This window comes from Hymenobacter persicinus, from assembly GCF_004167665.1.
Lineage (GTDB): Bacteria > Bacteroidota > Bacteroidia > Cytophagales > Hymenobacteraceae > Hymenobacter > Hymenobacter persicinus.
Window position 1 is genome coordinate 16,964 of record NZ_SEWE01000025.1, and the last position, 15,218, is coordinate 32,181.

General features: G+C 62.2%; 15 protein-coding genes. 6 read left to right on the forward strand and 9 right to left on the reverse strand.

Annotated elements, in window-relative coordinates:
- Window positions 1-9 precede the first annotated feature (9 nt).
- Entirely contained in the window at window positions 10-1,410 is a 1,401-nt protein-coding gene (locus EWM57_RS12595; protein WP_129921509.1) for a PQQ-dependent sugar dehydrogenase, read from the reverse strand.
- 182 nt (window positions 1,411-1,592) lie between these two features.
- On the opposite strand from EWM57_RS12595, the gene EWM57_RS12600 reads away from it, so the two are divergent.
- Together EWM57_RS12600 and EWM57_RS12605 are read left to right on the forward strand one after the other, a co-directional pair.
- Window positions 1,593-2,054, forward strand: coding sequence for a GNAT family N-acetyltransferase (locus tag EWM57_RS12600; RefSeq protein WP_129921510.1), 462 nt, complete (start codon window positions 1,593-1,595; stop codon window positions 2,052-2,054).
- A 99-nt stretch (window positions 2,055-2,153) separates the two neighbouring features.
- A complete protein-coding gene (locus EWM57_RS12605; RefSeq protein ID WP_129921511.1) occupies window positions 2,154-4,613 on the forward strand; it encodes a S9 family peptidase in 2,460 nt (819 codons plus the stop codon).
- Window positions 4,614-4,699: 86 nt separating this feature from the next.
- Here EWM57_RS12605 and EWM57_RS12610 read toward each other — a convergent pair whose 3' ends face one another.
- Window positions 4,700-6,106, reverse strand: a complete 1,407-nt coding sequence (locus tag EWM57_RS12610) for a hypothetical protein (protein WP_129921512.1) — start codon at window positions 6,104-6,106, stop codon at window positions 4,700-4,702.
- A 210-nt stretch (window positions 6,107-6,316) separates the two neighbouring features.
- On the opposite strand from EWM57_RS12610, the gene EWM57_RS12615 reads away from it, so the two are divergent.
- Window positions 6,317-7,528 (forward strand): hypothetical protein, encoded by a 1,212-nt coding sequence (locus tag EWM57_RS12615; RefSeq protein ID WP_129921513.1) that lies wholly within the window; start codon window positions 6,317-6,319, stop codon window positions 7,526-7,528.
- A gap of 14 nt (window positions 7,529-7,542) precedes the next feature.
- Here EWM57_RS12615 and EWM57_RS12620 read toward each other — a convergent pair whose 3' ends face one another.
- From EWM57_RS12620 to EWM57_RS12630, 3 genes are read right to left on the reverse strand one after another with little or no spacing between them, the layout of a single operon-like run.
- Window positions 7,543-7,779: a helix-turn-helix domain-containing protein gene (locus EWM57_RS12620; protein WP_129921514.1), complete on the reverse strand. Its 237-nt coding sequence runs from the start codon at window positions 7,777-7,779 to the stop codon at window positions 7,543-7,545.
- 1 nt (window position 7,780) lies between these two features.
- The gene (locus EWM57_RS12625) at window positions 7,781-8,473 is read right to left on the reverse strand and encodes a DUF2975 domain-containing protein (RefSeq protein ID WP_129921515.1); all 693 of its coding nucleotides are present in this window, start codon (window positions 8,471-8,473) and stop codon (window positions 7,781-7,783) included.
- A gap of 36 nt (window positions 8,474-8,509) precedes the next feature.
- Complete coding sequence (locus tag EWM57_RS12630; RefSeq protein ID WP_129921516.1) at window positions 8,510-8,707, reverse strand: hypothetical protein; 198 nt, start codon at window positions 8,705-8,707, stop codon at window positions 8,510-8,512.
- Here EWM57_RS12630 and EWM57_RS12635 point away from each other — a divergent pair.
- From EWM57_RS12635 to metK, 3 genes are all read left to right on the forward strand, one after another.
- Window positions 8,706-9,434 carry an SDR family NAD(P)-dependent oxidoreductase gene (locus EWM57_RS12635; RefSeq protein WP_129921517.1) on the forward strand — a complete coding sequence of 243 codons (729 nt, stop codon included), beginning with the start codon at window positions 8,706-8,708 and terminating at the stop codon, window positions 9,432-9,434. The two genes, EWM57_RS12630 and EWM57_RS12635, sit on opposite strands and share 2 nt — an antisense overlap.
- Before the next feature lie 116 nt (window positions 9,435-9,550).
- Window positions 9,551-10,759, forward strand: a complete 1,209-nt coding sequence (locus EWM57_RS12640; RefSeq protein ID WP_129921518.1) for a family 1 glycosylhydrolase — start codon at window positions 9,551-9,553, stop codon at window positions 10,757-10,759.
- Window positions 10,760-10,896: 137 nt separating this feature from the next.
- Window positions 10,897-12,159 carry a methionine adenosyltransferase gene (gene metK / locus EWM57_RS12645; protein ID WP_129921519.1) on the forward strand — a complete coding sequence of 421 codons (1,263 nt, stop codon included), beginning with the start codon at window positions 10,897-10,899 and terminating at the stop codon, window positions 12,157-12,159.
- Between the two features lie 95 nt (window positions 12,160-12,254).
- On the opposite strand, the gene hpf is transcribed toward metK, so the two are convergent.
- The 4 genes from hpf to EWM57_RS12665 all read right to left on the reverse strand — a co-directional run bounded on the left by hpf (window position 12,255) and on the right by EWM57_RS12665 (window position 15,049).
- Window positions 12,255-12,554, reverse strand: a complete 300-nt coding sequence (gene hpf, locus EWM57_RS12650; RefSeq protein ID WP_129921520.1) for a ribosome hibernation-promoting factor, HPF/YfiA family — start codon at window positions 12,552-12,554, stop codon at window positions 12,255-12,257.
- A 48-nt stretch (window positions 12,555-12,602) separates the two neighbouring features.
- Window positions 12,603-13,490 (reverse strand): tyrosine-type recombinase/integrase, encoded by an 888-nt coding sequence (locus EWM57_RS12655; protein ID WP_129921521.1) that lies wholly within the window; start codon window positions 13,488-13,490, stop codon window positions 12,603-12,605.
- 134 nt (window positions 13,491-13,624) lie between these two features.
- Entirely contained in the window at window positions 13,625-13,819 is a 195-nt protein-coding gene (gene rpsU, locus EWM57_RS12660) for a 30S ribosomal protein S21 (RefSeq protein WP_073107232.1), read from the reverse strand.
- Between the two features lie 90 nt (window positions 13,820-13,909).
- Window positions 13,910-15,049 (reverse strand): acyl-CoA dehydrogenase family protein, encoded by a 1,140-nt coding sequence (locus EWM57_RS12665; RefSeq protein ID WP_129921522.1) that lies wholly within the window; start codon window positions 15,047-15,049, stop codon window positions 13,910-13,912.
- Window positions 15,050-15,218 lie beyond the last annotated feature (169 nt).

The window sequence follows — 15,218 nt, forward strand, 5'->3', positions numbered from 1 at the left end:
CCCGGCGCCTTACTCAACCACCAGCCGCTGGGCGTAAGCCTGGCTGCCGAGCTGGGTGCGCACCACGTAGAGGCCCGCCCGCAGCCCGGCCAGGCTTACGGCTGCGTCGGTCTGGCCAGCGGCCAGTGGCGCCGATGCCACGAGCCGGCCTACCGCGTCGTGCACGGTGATGGTGGTAGCCGTGGCCGCGGCCGTGGGCAGGTGCAGTTCAACTCGCTGCCGGGCTGGGTTTGGCCACAGACGCAGGGAAATTGCCTGGGCCGAAGCGGCTTTCGTGGGCTGGAAAGCCCGGTTTTCGAGCACCAGAATCCGGTCATCGGTGGCGGCGGGGTTGCCGCGGCCGTCCTGGTTGCTGGTGCCCACGTACACGCGTCCCTGCGGCGAGACGCACACCGACCGGAGCCGGCCGAACGATGTTAGGTAGTCGTTCTGGCCCGTGGTGGCGTCGCCGGCGGCGTTGAGCCGAAGCTGCACCAGCTTGGAGGCCTTGAGTGTGGTCAGCAGCAGGCTGCCCTGCCAATCGGGAATGGCCGGAGAGGTGTAGTAGGTCAGGCCCGCCACGGCCAGCGTGGGCGTCCAGGCCGTGAGGGGCTCCCGCACGGTGTTGGCCGCGCAGAACGTCTGCTCGTTGGGCAGGTTGCAGAAGCCTTCCACGTTGGGCCAGCCGTAGTTGCGCCCGGCTTCAATCAGGTTCAGCTCGTCGTCGTTGTTAGGACCGTGCTCGGAGCTGTAGAGCTTACCGTTAGCCGCCAGGACCAAGCCCTGGGGATTGCGGTGGCCCAGCGTGTACACGGGGCTGCCGGGAGTAGGGTTGGTGGCCGGAATAGTGCCGTCGAGGTTGAGGCGCAGGATTTTGCCGTTGAGCGAGGCGCGGTTCTGGGCCTCGGGGTCCTGCACGGCGTCGCCGGTGGTCATGAGCAGCGTCAGGTCGGGCAGGATCAGCAGGCGGGAGCCGCTGTGGTTGGTCGTGGCCGTGATATTGCCGAGCAGAATCAGCGGGCTACTCAGTGAATTGGCCGTCGGGGAATACGTGTAGCGCACCAGCTTTTCCTTGATGGCTGTGCCCTCGGCGTAGTTGTAGACCACGTACACGTAGGGGTTGGCGGTGAACTGCGGGTGCAGCGCCAAGCCCAGCAGGCCGCTTTCACTAACCTCGCGCACGTCGGGCAGCGTGAGCAGCAACTGCACCTGCCCGGTGGTGGGATTTACCCGGCTGATGCGCCCGTTGCGCTCCGTCATCCAGATAAAGTTGTCGGGGCCCCATACCAGCTCCCAGGGCACGTGCAGGCCCGTAACCAGCGGCGTGACGGATACGGTGGTGGTGCCGACCTGAAATGTGGTGGTTTGGGCCCGGGCCGCCGAGGCCAGGCTCAGCGCGGCAAGCAGTAGGGGAGTAGCAAAGCGTTTCATAGACAGGTGGTTGGAAGTGAAGGGATGCCGTTCAGAAGCTAACGAAAGAAAGCCGGGTTCGGATGTAGGTATTCGGCTCCCGCGGCGGGCTGGGTTGCCTGCGGCGGGCACATTCATTTGCGGAGCAAACTATTTCTGCCAGCTTTGACAAAGCAATCAGCCCACTCCGGGCTTCCGTTAGCATGACGTACTCCGCCACCAGCCCCGAAGGCTTCACTATCAGCACCGACCCGGCCCGCCTCGACGTGGGAGCTATTCACGCCTACCTGGCCCAGGAGTCGTACTGGGCCAAGGGAATTCAGCGCGACACTCTGGAGCGGGCCATCAGCCACTCGCTCAACTTCGGCCTGTACGCCCCCGATGGCCGGCTGGCCGGGTTTGCCCGCGTCGTAACCGATACGGCCACCTTCGCCTGGCTCTGCGACGTGTTTGTGCTGGCCGAATTCCGCGGGCGGGGCTTGTCGAAGTGGCTGATGGCCGAGGTGTGGGCCCACCCCGACCTGCAGGGCCTGCGCCGCCGCCTGCTGGCTACCCTCGACGCCCACGGCCTCTACACCCAGTTCGGCTTTACCCCCCTGGAAGCCCCCGACCGGTACCTGGAAAGCCGCCGGCCCAACCCCTACGGCGCCGCAACGGCCAACTAAGCCCCGCCGCTCCCTTGCCGGCCGGCTGCAACGCGGGCCGGGTGCGGCCGTCCTTGCCGGGCGGCGCGCCGCTTTCCACACTTTAGCTGCTCTACTTTGATGCGTGTTTCCTCTTTTGCCTGGGTGCTGCCCTGTTTGCTGCCGTTTGCGGGCGTTGTGGCCCAGTCCCGGCCGGCGCCCTCCGCGGCGCTGGGGGCGTTGACGGTCGAGAAAATCATGCGCGACCCGGCCCAGTGGCTTGGCTCGTCGCCCACCAACATCGGCTGGAGTGAGGACAGCAAGCTGATTTACTTCAACTGGAACCCCGAAAAGGCCCGCCGCGACTCGCTCTACGTGACCACGCCGGCCGGCCGCGCCCCGCGCAAGGTGAGCCCGGCCGAACAGCGCGCCCTGCCCACCACCGCCGGGGAGTACGACCGCGCCTACGCCCGTAAGGTGTACGAGAAGAACGGCGACATCTTTTTGCTCGACCTGAAGACTAACCGGACCCGGCGCGTGACCAACACCGCCGACCGGGAAACCAGCCCCGCCTTTGCGCTGGGCGGCAAGCTCATCAGTTATACCCGGGCCGGCAACCTCTACACCTGGGACCCCGCCACCGGCGAAACCGTGCAGCGCACCGACTTCCGCCGCGGCACCCGTCCCGGCAGCGGGCAGCCCACCGACCCGGCCGAAAAGTACCTGCGGGCCCAGCAGCTGGCCTTGTTTGAGGTAATCCGGCAGAAAGACCAGGACGCCAAAGCCCGGGTGCGCACCCAGAAAGCCCTGGCCCGCCTGAGTCCGAAGGCTATTTATCTGGGCCCGAAAACCGTGGAAAGCATCCAGCTCAGCCCCGACGGCCGCCTGGTAACCTACCGGCTGGTGCAGGAACCCGCCAACGATAAGACGGCCATCGTGCCCAGCTTCGTCACGGCGTCGGGCTTCACGGAGGATATTTCGACCCGCACCAAAGTGGGCGCCCCGCAGACGGCCTACGAGATGGGGCTCTACGACGTGGCCCGCGACACGACTTTCGCCCTCGGCTACAAAGACTTGCAGGGCCTCGACGAGCTGCCCGCCTACCGCAAGGAGTACCAGCTCAAGGCCAAGCCCCCCGTGCCCGCCGACTCCGCGAAAGCCAAGCAAAAGCCCGCCACCGAACTGCGCCGGGTGGTGCCCTACGGCCCGTTTTGGTCCGACGACGGGCAGCGTGCCTTTCTGGTGGTGCGCTCCGCCGACAACAAGGACCGCTGGATTGTGAGCCTGGATCCAGCCACCCGCAACATCAAATTGCTCGACCGCCAGCACGACGAAGCCTGGATCAACGGCCCCGGCATTGGCTACGACGAAAGTGAGGCGACCGTGGGCTGGCTGCCCGACAACCGCCGCATCTGGTTTCAGAGCGAGGAAACCGGCTACAGCCACCTCTACACCCTGGACGTGACCACGGGCCAGAAAAAGGCGCTGACCAGCGGCAAGTTTGAGGTGCAGAAAACCCGCCTCAGCCGGGACCGGAAAACCTGGTATATCTCGGCCAACAAAACCCACCCCGGCGAGCAGCAATTTTACCGCCTGCCCGTGGAAGGTGGCGCCCTCACCCAGATTACGACGTTGCCCGGGGCCAGTGAGGTCACGCTTTCCCCCGACGAAAAGATGCTGGCCGTGCGCTACAGCACTGCCACCAAGCCCTGGGAGCTGTACGTGATGGACAACAAGCCCGGCGCCAAAGCCCGCCCGCTCACCCACAGCACCACGCCCGAGTTTGAAAGCTACGCCTGGCGGGAGCCCGAAATCATCACCATCCGGGCCCGCGACGGCGCCGACGTGTACGCCCGCCTGTACCGCCCCACAACGGCCACAACTCAGGGTCCAGCGGTGATTTTTGTGCACGGGGCCGGGTATTTGCAGAACGCGCACAAGTGGTGGAGCCAGTACTTCCGCGAGTACATGTTCAACAACCTGCTGGTGGAACAAGGCTACACGGTGCTCGACATCGACTACCGCGGCTCCAGCGGCTACGGGCGCGACGTGCGCACGGGCATCTACCGCAGCATGGGTGGCAAAGACCTCACCGACCACGTCGACGGGGCCAAGCTGCTGGTAGACAAATATGGCGTCAGTCCCCAGCGCATCGGTATTTACGGGGGCTCTTACGGCGGCTTTATCACGCTCATGGCCATGTTTACCCAGCCCGACGTATTCCGGGCCGGAGCCGCCCTGCGCTCCGTCACGGACTGGGCTCACTACAACCACGGCTACACCGACAACATCCTCAACGAGCCCTACAACGACTCCCTGGCCTACGTGCGCTCCTCGCCGATTTACTACGCCGCGGGCCTCAAAGGCGCCCTGCTCATGTGCCACGGCATGGTCGACACGAACGTGCACTTCCAGGACATCGTGCGCCTGAGTCAGCGCCTGATTGAGCTGCACAAGGACAACTGGGAGCTGGCCGTATATCCTGTCGAAGACCACGGCTTCGTGGAGCCCTCTTCCTGGACCGACGAGTACAAGCGCATTCTGAAGCTGTTTGAAACCAACCTGAAGCCGGCCCCAGACGCCCCCGCCGGCGGGCAGTAGCCCCGATCAGGAAGCGGAAAACTCCGCTTACAAAAAAGCCTGACTCCGCGCGGAGCCAGGCTTTTTTAGTGAAATGGGGGGGCAGTTTATTTGGGCGCCGTCTGGCGGTCGGAGTTGCCGTTGAGCTGGAAGCCCAGGCTCAGCGCCACGCTGACCGTGCGCCCACTGTAGCGGTAGCCCTGGTAGGACGGGGCCGGCGGATTGGCGCTGTAGGAGGCTACCACCAGCGGGTCGGAGTAGCTTTCCTTGCGGTAGGTGCGGGCGTAGAGCAGCAGCGTGAGCCGGTCCCGGCGCAGGCCCGCTTCCAGGTAGGGCAGGGCCGTGCCGCTGAACCCATACAGCGGATAATAGCTGCGGGTGCTGATACTGAAGTTGTTTATCACCGGGCGGGTGCCTTCAGTGGTGCCGTAGCGCAGCTCCTGCGTTTTGATGTGGAGGAAGGGCGGAAAGCAAAACCCGGTGCCGACCACAAGCTGGTACTTGGCGCCCAGCGGCCGCAGAGCCCGCACACCTACTTCGAAGGTGGTGATGGAGCCGGTCCGGTCCAGGCGACCCTGCCAGGCGGCGTCCCCGTTGGGGGAGGCCACGGTCCGGCTGCCGCCGTAGGCGGAGCGGGTAATGGCCGTATGAGCCGCAAACCGGCGGCCGCCAAACAACACGTCGAAGAACAAGCCGAGCTGGGGGTGCACCCGGCCGTCGGTTTGCAGGCCGTCCAGAGTCCGGGCTTCCAGACCGGGCGAGCTTTCCGCGTGCAGGCGCAGGGAGTTGTAGCGCAGGCCCACCGTGGGGCCCACCAGCAGGCGGGCCCGGAGCCCCGGCTTCGTCACGGCTACTTCCCGCCCCAGCTGCCGGGTTGCCGAGCACTCACGGTTGTAAAGCTGCACCAGGTTGCTGAGCGCGACGCCGGTGAAAGCCGTTTTCTCCACCGCCTCCAGCACGGCCACGCAGTCGCCGAAGTACTGCTTGAGCTGGCCGCGGTAGTTGTTGCCATCCACAATCTGCTGGCGGCCTTCGCGGGTGGTCTGCTGGTAGAGTCGCTCACTCAGCTCCAGGTAGGGCTGCTGCTCCCGGCGCACGAAAAAGTGCTTGACCTCACCCAGGCGGATACCCAGCAGAGAGGCCGGCCCGTCGACGAGCACGTCGGCCAGCACGGTGTCGGGGCGCTGCTGAAGCAGAAGCTGGTTCGGGAGTTGGTGGGGGTTGGTGGTGGCGGCGTAGTCAATCAGCAGGGGCTCACGCCGCAGCTGCCGGCCGCTGTTTAGGCCCACGGCCCGCAGCTGTCGGGCCGGGTAGGTGGTGGGGGCAGCGGTGGGGCTGGTGCGAAACCGGATTTCGGTGGGCGGAGCCGCCCAGAAGTTATTCTCCACTTCGCCCCGGAGCGTGTCGCCGGAACTAACGACCAGGTAGCCGGGCTCCAGGCGTTGGGCTGAGGCGGCCGTAGTTAGGCCCAGCAGCAGCAAAATGAATAGTGGTAAGCGGGTAGATGAATGCATGGGTGAATAAATAAGTGAGTAAAATGATAGAGGCGGTAAAGATAGAGAACCCGCCCACGCCATTGTAGCCCCGCCCGCCGTACAGCCCGGCTTTTTTCAGGGCTGCCGGCCGGCCCGGCGCAGGCGGGGGACCGTGAAGGCGTCGTATACTTGCCGGCGCAAAGCTGGCGGGGCTGCGGAGGATTCCCGGCGGGCGGCTTTTATCGTCTTATGAAACTTCTACTACCCATCCTGCTGCTGCTGGCCTGCGTGAGCTTTTGGCTGTCGCCGGCCCCGGCGGGGGGCTCCGATGAGTACTGGGGTACCTACGCCCGGCTGAGTCCGCGGCTGGGCTTTGTCATCAACGGCGACTCGCGCGAATACCTGACCGATGCCCGGGAGCCCGACCGGCTGCTGCTGGCCCAGGAGGTGCGCCAGTCCCGGCCGCTGTATATCATGGCGGGGGCGGCCGTGGGCCGCGTGCTGCGCCCGGTGCTGGGCTCGGCCTACGCGGCGGCCGGCTGGGGCGGAATTGCTGCCGAAACACCGGACTTTCTGCCCTACTACGCCGCCTACGTGCTGCTCAACTTCGCGGTGCTGCTGGCCAGCCTATTCTTGTTTCGGCGCGTGTACCAACTGCTCACGCCCGGCCGCGGCGACTTGGTCGTGCTGCTGGAACTGAGCGTATTTCTGGTGTCGAACCCGGTCACGAAGGCATTTTTCTGGACCGCCCACCAGCAGATGTTCACCTTTTTCACCCCGCTGCTGATTCTCTACGGGCTGCTGCGCTACCGCGGCCGGGCGCTGACCACCCGCCAAAGCAGCTTCGGGGCGCTGGCGCTGGGAGTGCTGCCGCTGGTCTACGGCAATTTCGTGCTGCTGCTGCCCGCCCTGTTTTACCACCTGCTGAGCTCCCGCGCCGGCCGCCGCGGGTGGGTAATCGGGCTGCAACTGCTGCTGGCCGCAATCTGTTTCGTGCTCCCGACCCTGGCCTGGATTGGGCTGCTGAAAAGCCAGGGCGTGACGTACTATAACCACGAGGCGGAGCGCTTTCACCAGTTCACTTGGCTGCTCGAAGCGTGGCAGGAGTCGGCCGGGGCCTTTTTTACGGCCCTCGGCACCAACCTGCTCACGTTTGGGCTTAACCTGCGCACCATCGGACTGTTTTTGGTAGCCGTGCTGGGGCTGGGCGCAGTGCCGGACCGCCGGGCCGCCCTGCCGCCGGGTAGCTGGCCGGTGCTGGGGTTCGTATTCGGACTGTTTCTGGCGTTTTACGCCCTGCTGGGCTACTATCCCGAGCGGCTCACTTTCACGCTGGTGCCCGTGCTGCTGGCCATGCTGGCCGGACTGCTGCCCCCCGGGCGTCTGAGCCGGCTGGCGGTGCTGCTCACGGCCGTGGGCTGGCATCTCTACCAAGTAATTTCCTACGGCCCGTTTTCCTGATGCCCCGCCCGCCGCTAGCCGGGCTCGGTTTCAGAGTCGGGTGCGGAATCGGGGGCGTACTCGAGCAGGTCGCCGGGCTGGCACTGCAGGGCGCGGCAGATGGCTTCCAGGGTGCTGAAGCGGACCGCCTTGGCCTTGCCGCTCTTCAGGATGGAAAGGTTGGCCAGCGTGATGTCCACGGCGGCAGCCAGGGTGCTCAGCGACATTTTGCGCCGGGCCAGCATAACATCCAGATTCACGATGATAGGCATACTAGACAGTCAGTTCGGCCTCCCGCGCCATCTCGACGCCCCGTTGGTACACGGCCGCAATGACCAGCAAAACTAAGCCGAATTTCCAGGCCCCGATTTTCCCGGCCGGGTCCAGGATAACATACTGACTGGCCAGATACAACTTGCCGGGCACGTTGATGTTGGGAATGGTGGCTTTCAGGTAGAAATACGCTACGTACTGGTACACGTCTAGGCCGATGGTGAGCAGGCCCAGCCAGCGGATACGCCGGGCATTTTCTTCCGTGAAAGGAGATTCCAGGCTCAAACCCCGCAGGATACGATACAGCAGCAGGCCCGTCAGCATCGAATACAGCACGAGGGGCAGGGAAGACCGGCCCCCGGCCTTGTTCATCACGCCCAGCAAATTCAGTCCGGCCCGCTTGGCAAAGTTGTCTTCCCGGTACACCAAAGCCAGCTTTTCGCTTTTGGGTATCAACTGGTAGGGATGGGTCTGCTTGCTCACCAGCAGGGAGTCGTAGCCGGCGCTGGTCACCTGCCCGTTGCGAGCGTGTTCCAGCTCCAGGGTTACGGCAGCCGTATTGAGGCCGTCCATCAGTGCTTTGGCATCGGCACTCAGGTAAAAGATTACACCGATGGCCGAAAGCACGAATTGCAGGTAAGCCAAGCTACGAATAGTCCGCAGCAGCCAGGGTAGGCGAGTAGTAGTGTTCATAACATAGAAGGTTTAGAATAGGCCTAAGGAAAAGGTTTATTTATTGATAAACAATAAATAATAGCTGTTTTGCGGAAATAAAATATTGATAACCGTAAAAGCATTGCCTGCTTCTAGGGATTTGCTCAAGTGGCTTCGGCCCACATCTTCATTCGGACTCCATTTATCCGGCCTCTCTTCGTCTGCGTACAACGCCACCATAGCCCAGCTTTTACCCTCTTTCCCGGTACGCATGCGTTTTCAAGATAAAGTCTGCCTCGTCACCGGCGGCGCCTCCGGCATTGGCCGCGCCACTTGCGTGCGCCTGGCGGCCGAGGGCGGCCAGGTCGTCGTGCTGGACCGCGACGCCGACGCCGGGGCCGCCACCGTGCAGCTCATCACCGTCGCCCAGGGCCGCGCCCTATTCATCGGTTGCGACTTGAGCCAGCCCGCCGCCATTGCCGCTGCCGTGGAGCAGGTGCTTGCCGCCTACGGCCGCGTCGACGTGCTGGTCAGCAATGCCGCCATGATGACCTTCCAGCACCTCGTGGATCTGCCCCTGGAAAAGTGGGACCTGCTGATGAGCGTGAACCTGCGGGCCCTGGCGCAGCTCTGCCAGCTGTGCTTGCCCCACATGCAGGGCGGCGCCATCGTGGCCATCAGCTCGGTGCACGCCCACCAGACCACGCCCAACGTGGTGCCCTACGCGGCCAGCAAGGGCGCCATGGAAGCCTTCGTGCGGGGCATGAGCCGCGAAATTGCCATGACCCAGGCCCGCATCAATGCCGTGGCACCCGGCGCCGTGGATACGCCCATGCTCTGGAGCAACCCCAATGTGCAGAGCGGCCTCGAAAAGATTGAGGGCCCCGTGGGCAAGCCTGAGGAACTGGCCGCCGCCATTTGCTTTCTGGCCTCATCCGAAGCCAGCTTCATTCACGGTACCACCCTGGCCGTCGACGGTGGCCGCCTGGCCGCTTTATAAATAGTGAGAGGGTGCAATGGCGAGTTGTCGTCCGGGCGGCGCAAGCGGCGCGGAACCGCAACCTCATGGCATCAAACTCACCGTTTCACAAACTCACCACCTCACCATTTCACTTTATGGCTACGAACAAGTTCATGTTTGCCACCGGCATCGAAAACAGCTACCCCACCATTCTGCTGCCCAACGGCCAGGAAAAGCGGGTGGATGAAATGGAGAAATCCGGCCATTACGAGCACTGGCAGCGCGACTTTGAACTGGTCAAGGAAATGGGCATCGAGTTTTTGCGCTACGGCCCACCCTACTACAAAACCCACCTCGGCCCGGGCCAGTACGACTGGGAATTCACCGATAAAACCTTTGGGGCCTTGCGCGAGATGGACATCACGCCCATCGTGGACCTGTGCCACTTCGGCGTGCCCGACTGGATTGGCAGCTTCCAGAACCCGGATTTTCCGCGCCTGTTTGCCGAGTACTGCCGCGCCTTCGCTGAGCGGTTTCCCTACGTTCAGCTCTACACGCCGGTCAACGAGATTTACATCACGGCCTTTTTCTCGGCCCAGCTGGGGTGGTGGAACGAGCGCAAAGCCTCGGACCGGGACTTCGTGACCACCCTCAAAAACGTGTGCAAGGCCAACGTTATGGCCATGATGGCCATTCTCGAAGTGCAGCCCGAGGCCACCTTTATTCAGAGCGAAAGCACCGAGTACTACCACCCCGAAGCCCCGGAACTGTTCGATAAGGCCCGGTTCATGAACGAGAAGCGGTTTTTGTCGCTCGACCTGACCTACGGCTATCCCGTGTCGGTGACCATGTACGAGTACCTGATGGACAACGGCATGACCCGTGACGAGTACCACTGGTTTGGGCAGTCCGACATTATGGCCCGCTGCATCATGGGCAACGACTACTACGAAACAAACGAGCACCTGCTCAAGCTCGACGGCAGCATCGTACCCAGCGGGGACATTTTTGGCTACTACGTGGTGACCAAGCAGTACTTCGACCGCTACCACCTGCCCGTGATGCACACCGAAACCAACATCCGGGAGCCGCTGGCCGTGAACTGGCTGTGGCGGCAGTGGGCCAACGCCCACCGCCTCAAGCAGGACGGCGTGCCGCTGGTGGGCTTCACTTGGTATTCGCTCACCGACCAGATTGACTGGGACACGGCCCTGCGCGAAGACAACAACCGCGTCAACCCCCTGGGCCTCTACGATCTGGACCGCAATATCCGCCCCGTGGGCAAGGCTTACAAAAAGCTCATTGCGCAGTGGAAAGACGTGCTGGCCAAGGAAAGCTACGGCATCCACCTCAATTACTACTAAGCCCGCCGGCCACTTGGACGGGGCGCGGGGCCTGTTTACCTTGCTTCGTGTTTTTCAGTTAGCTTTGCGACCCGCCTTGCGCGTTGGCGCGTAAGCTGGCTTTTGTTTTACTGACTGCAGCTGATATCCCGTACCTGATGCCTTACCTGTTCACTTCAGAATCCGTTTCGGAAGGCCACCCCGATAAAGTAGCCGACCAGATTTCCGATGCCATCCTCGACGAATATCTGCGGCAGGACCCCGCCTCCAAAGTAGCCTGCGAGACCCTGGTCACCACCGACTTTGCGCTGGTAGCCGGCGAAATCAAGTCCACGGCCCACGTCGATGCCGAGCCGATTGTGCGGGGCGTTATCAGCCAGATTGGGTACAACAAGCCCGAGTACCTGTTCAATGCCGACACCTGCGAGGTAATGAACCGCCTGCACGAACAGTCGCCCGACATCAACCAGGGCGTGGAGCGCGCTTCCGATGAGGAGCAGGGCGCCGGCGACCAGGGCATGATGTTCGGCTACGCCACCAAGGAAACGGCCAACTACATGCCCCTGGCCCTCGACTTGTCGCACCGCCTGCTCGACGAGCTGGCCAAGATCCGCAAGGCCGGGAAGGAAATGACCTACCTGCGCCCCGACGCCAAAAGCCAGGTAACCATCCGCTACGCCGACGACAACACGCCCGAGGGCATCGATACCATCGTCGTCAGCACCCAGCACGATGACTTCGATGCTTCCGAAGAGACCATGCTGGCCCGCATCAAGGAGGATATCATCAACATCCTCGTGCCCCGGGTGAAAGCCGGCCTCGACGCCGCCACGCAGGCTCTGTTCACCGACCAGATTACCTACCACATCAACCCGACTGGCAAGTTCGTTATCGGTGGCCCCCACGGCGACTCCGGCCTGACCGGCCGCAAGATCATCGTGGACACCTACGGGGGCAAGGGCGCCCACGGCGGCGGCGCTTTCTCGGGTAAGGACTCCAGCAAAGTAGACCGCTCGGCAGCGTACGCCACCCGCCACATTGCCAAAAACCTGGTGGCCGCCGGCGTCGCGGACCAGGCTCTGGTGCAGGTGGCCTACGCCATCGGCGTGGCCCAGCCCGTGGGACTGTACGTGACGACCTACGGCACCACCAAGGCCAAGGGCGCCAACGGCCAGCTGCTCACCGACGGTGAAATTGCCGAGAAGGTGAACAAGCTCTTCGACATGCGCCCTTACGCCATTGTGCAGCGCTTCGGCCTGCGCAACCCCATCTTCGCCGAAACGGCCGCCTACGGCCACATGGGTCGTCCTCCGGGCACCAAGCAGGTGAAGATGAGCAACGGCGAAACCAAGACGTTCGAAACCTTCACCTGGGAAAAGCTTGACTACGTCGATAAGATTAAAGCCGAGTTCAGCCTGTAAGCCTCGCTTCTAGCTGCCCCCACTACCTGAAAAGGCCCCGCCGGTTATCCGGCGGGGCCTTTTCTATGATTATGGTCGGTTAGAGCCTCGGCTCCTTAGTGACTCATTACTTTCTCATTGTGCTTGGTAATCTGCCGACGCAGGTTTTCCGTGGCTGCATCCGCCGCCGCTTCGAAAGAAGCCGCATCTTCCTGGCTAAACAGGGTGGTGCCGGGAATGTAAAGCTTGATTTCGACCGTCTTGTTGTCGATACCGTCTTTGTTGTTCAGCTTCAGAATTACTTCCCCGTTGGTTACACGGTCATAAAACGTTTCGAGCTTATCGAGGCGCTTCTGGATGAAGTCAAGTAGTTTTTGGTCGGCGTCAAAGTGTACCGAATGCATCTGTACTTTCATCGGTCGGAGGGGTTTGGGGGTAGAAAAAAGGAAAACGCAACTACAACATCAGGCCTTCGGATGGGCCTTTTCAAATACCGCTTTCAGCTTGTCAATCGACAAGTGGGTGTAGACTTGGGTGGCAGCCAAATTGGCGTGGCCCAGCAGCTCCTTAATGGCATTCAGGTCGGCGCCTTTGCTGAGCAGATGCGTGGCAAAGGAGTGTCGCAGCACGTGAGGGTGCTGCTGGGAAGTCGCCGTCGTTATTTGCCCTAAATAGTGCTTCACGGTCCGATACACGAACTTTTCGTAGAGAGGTTCGAGCTTATCTGTAACGAGGAGCGTGGTGCGGGCGTTGTCGGCGGTGCCAAATTCCGCCCCCTTCAGCCCTATATAGCGCTCAAGCACTATAAGCAGGGTGGGGTTCAGCGGCACGAGGCGCTGCTTGTTGCCTTTGCCGGTCACGCGCACCGTGCGGGCGCTCAAGCTCAGGTCGTCGTGGCGGATGCCGATGAGCTCGGAAAGGCGGATGCCGGTGCCGTAGAGCAGCTCCAGAATCAGCTGGTCGCGGCGGCCGGCCAGGGTATCGGGAAACTCGAAGGAGTTGAGCAGGCCGTTGAGCGAATCCTCGGGCACGAAGTCGGGAAGCTTCTTGGCCACCTTCGGGGAGGTGATGCGCAGCATCGGGTTTTTGCCGATGACGTTGGTGCGCAGCAAAAACTTGAAGTAGGACCGCAGGCAGGCAATCTTGCGGTTGACGGTGCGCGGATCCAGCTTCTGCTGCATGAGTTCCACCACCCAGGACCGGATCAGCGTGTGGTCGGCCTGGGCGGGATTGTCGAGCTCGTACGCGGTTTTGAGGTAGTCCGAAAACTGCCTGAGGTCGGTCTGGTACGACAAAACGGTATGGGGGCTGTAGCGCCGCTCAAACCGGAGGTAGTCAAAAAATAATTCCATACGCTGAGCCATTACGGCCGGGGCCGGATACCCAATGTATGGAATTAAATCGGAAAGATAATACGCGAAAAAACCGGCTGATTCGCTTGGAAAAGCAATTCAGCCGGTTGGGACTCTTCGCCGGGAGCTACGGGCTAGTAGTTCTCCGTAGCGTACATCGTCTGCTTGTAAACAGCTTTGATTTTCTGCTTACGCTTGGTGATGGAAGGCTTCTGGAAGAAGGTGCGACGACGCAGCTCTTTCAGAACGCCGGTGCGCTCAAATTTTTTCTTGAAACGCTTCAGGGCACGGTCAACGGACTCGTTATCCTTAATCTGGACGATGATCATATGCTCAGTGAAATTGAAAACTTCTTCTTTTAGGGGTTGCAAAGGTAACAGGCTGTTTCATACTACGCAAGCCCCCGCTTAGTTACGTGCTTATTTGAGCAGATTCCGGGCAATAACCAGCTTCTGAATTTCGGAAGTGCCTTCGCCAATGGTGCATAGCTTGGAATCCCGGTAGTATTTCTCGGCCGGATAATCCTTGGTGTAACCGTAGCCGCCAAAGATCTGCACGCCCTCGGTAGCGCAGCGCACGCTCACCTCGGAAGCGTAGAGCTTGGCCATGGCCGATTCCTGGGTCACGTTCAGGCCGCGGTCCTTCATGTCGGCGGCGCGGTAGGTGAGCAGGCTGGCGGCTTCGATTTCCGTGGCCATGTCGGCCAGCTTGAAGCTGATGCCCTGGAAGCTCGAAATCGGCTTGTTGAACTGGTGGCGCTCCTGCGAGTAGGCCAAGGCGGCCTCGAAGGCGCCCTGGGCAATACCCAGGCTCAGGGCCGCAATGGAAATGCGGCCGCCGTCGAGCACCTTCATCGACTGGATGAAGCCCTCGCCGACCTTGCCCAGGATGTTAGCCTTGGGTACGCGGCAGTCGGTGAAGATCAGCTCGGTGGTTTCGGAGGCCCGCATGCCGAGCTTGTCTTCCTTGCGGCCGGCGGCGAAGCCCTCAGTGGGTTTCTCAATGACGAAGGCCGTCATGCCGTGGGAGTCGCCGACTTCGCCGGTGCGGGCAATGACGACGGCAATGTTGCTGCTCTTGCCGTGGGTTATAAAGTTTTTGGCCCCGTTGAGCACGTAGTAGTCACCGTCTTCCACGGCCACGGTGCGCATGTTGCCGGCGTCGGAGCCGGTGTTGGGCTCCGTCAGGCCCCAGGCGCCGATCCACTCGGCCGAGGCCAGCTTGGGCAGCCACTTGCTTTTCTGCTCCTCGGAGCCAAACTGCAGAATATGACCCGTGCAAAGCGAGTTGTGGGCCGCCATGCTCAGGCCGATGCTGCCGTCAATCTTGGACAGCTCAGCAATGGCCGTCACGTATTCCACGTAGCCGAACCCGGAGCCGCCGTACTGCTGGGGCACCAGCACGCCCATCAGGCCCAGCTCGCCGAGCTTCTTGAATACCTCGACGGGAAACTCCTGGCTCTCATCCCACTTCATCATGTCGGGCTTGATGTGGGTGGCGCCGAAGTCGCGCACCATCTGGGCAATCATGGTCTGGTTTTCAGTGGCTACTAATTCCATGGGAAACGGAAGGATTGGGGTGGGGAAGGGGATAGTTCGGTCGGCGCCAACGGGGCGGGGCCCAGTTTGGGTCTGCGAAAGTACGCTTTTGCCACCAGAGAAGCCAGCTGCCGGCCGAAGCGGGACGGACCCGATTTTGAAAGGGCGCGCTAATTCGGTTACTTTGAAG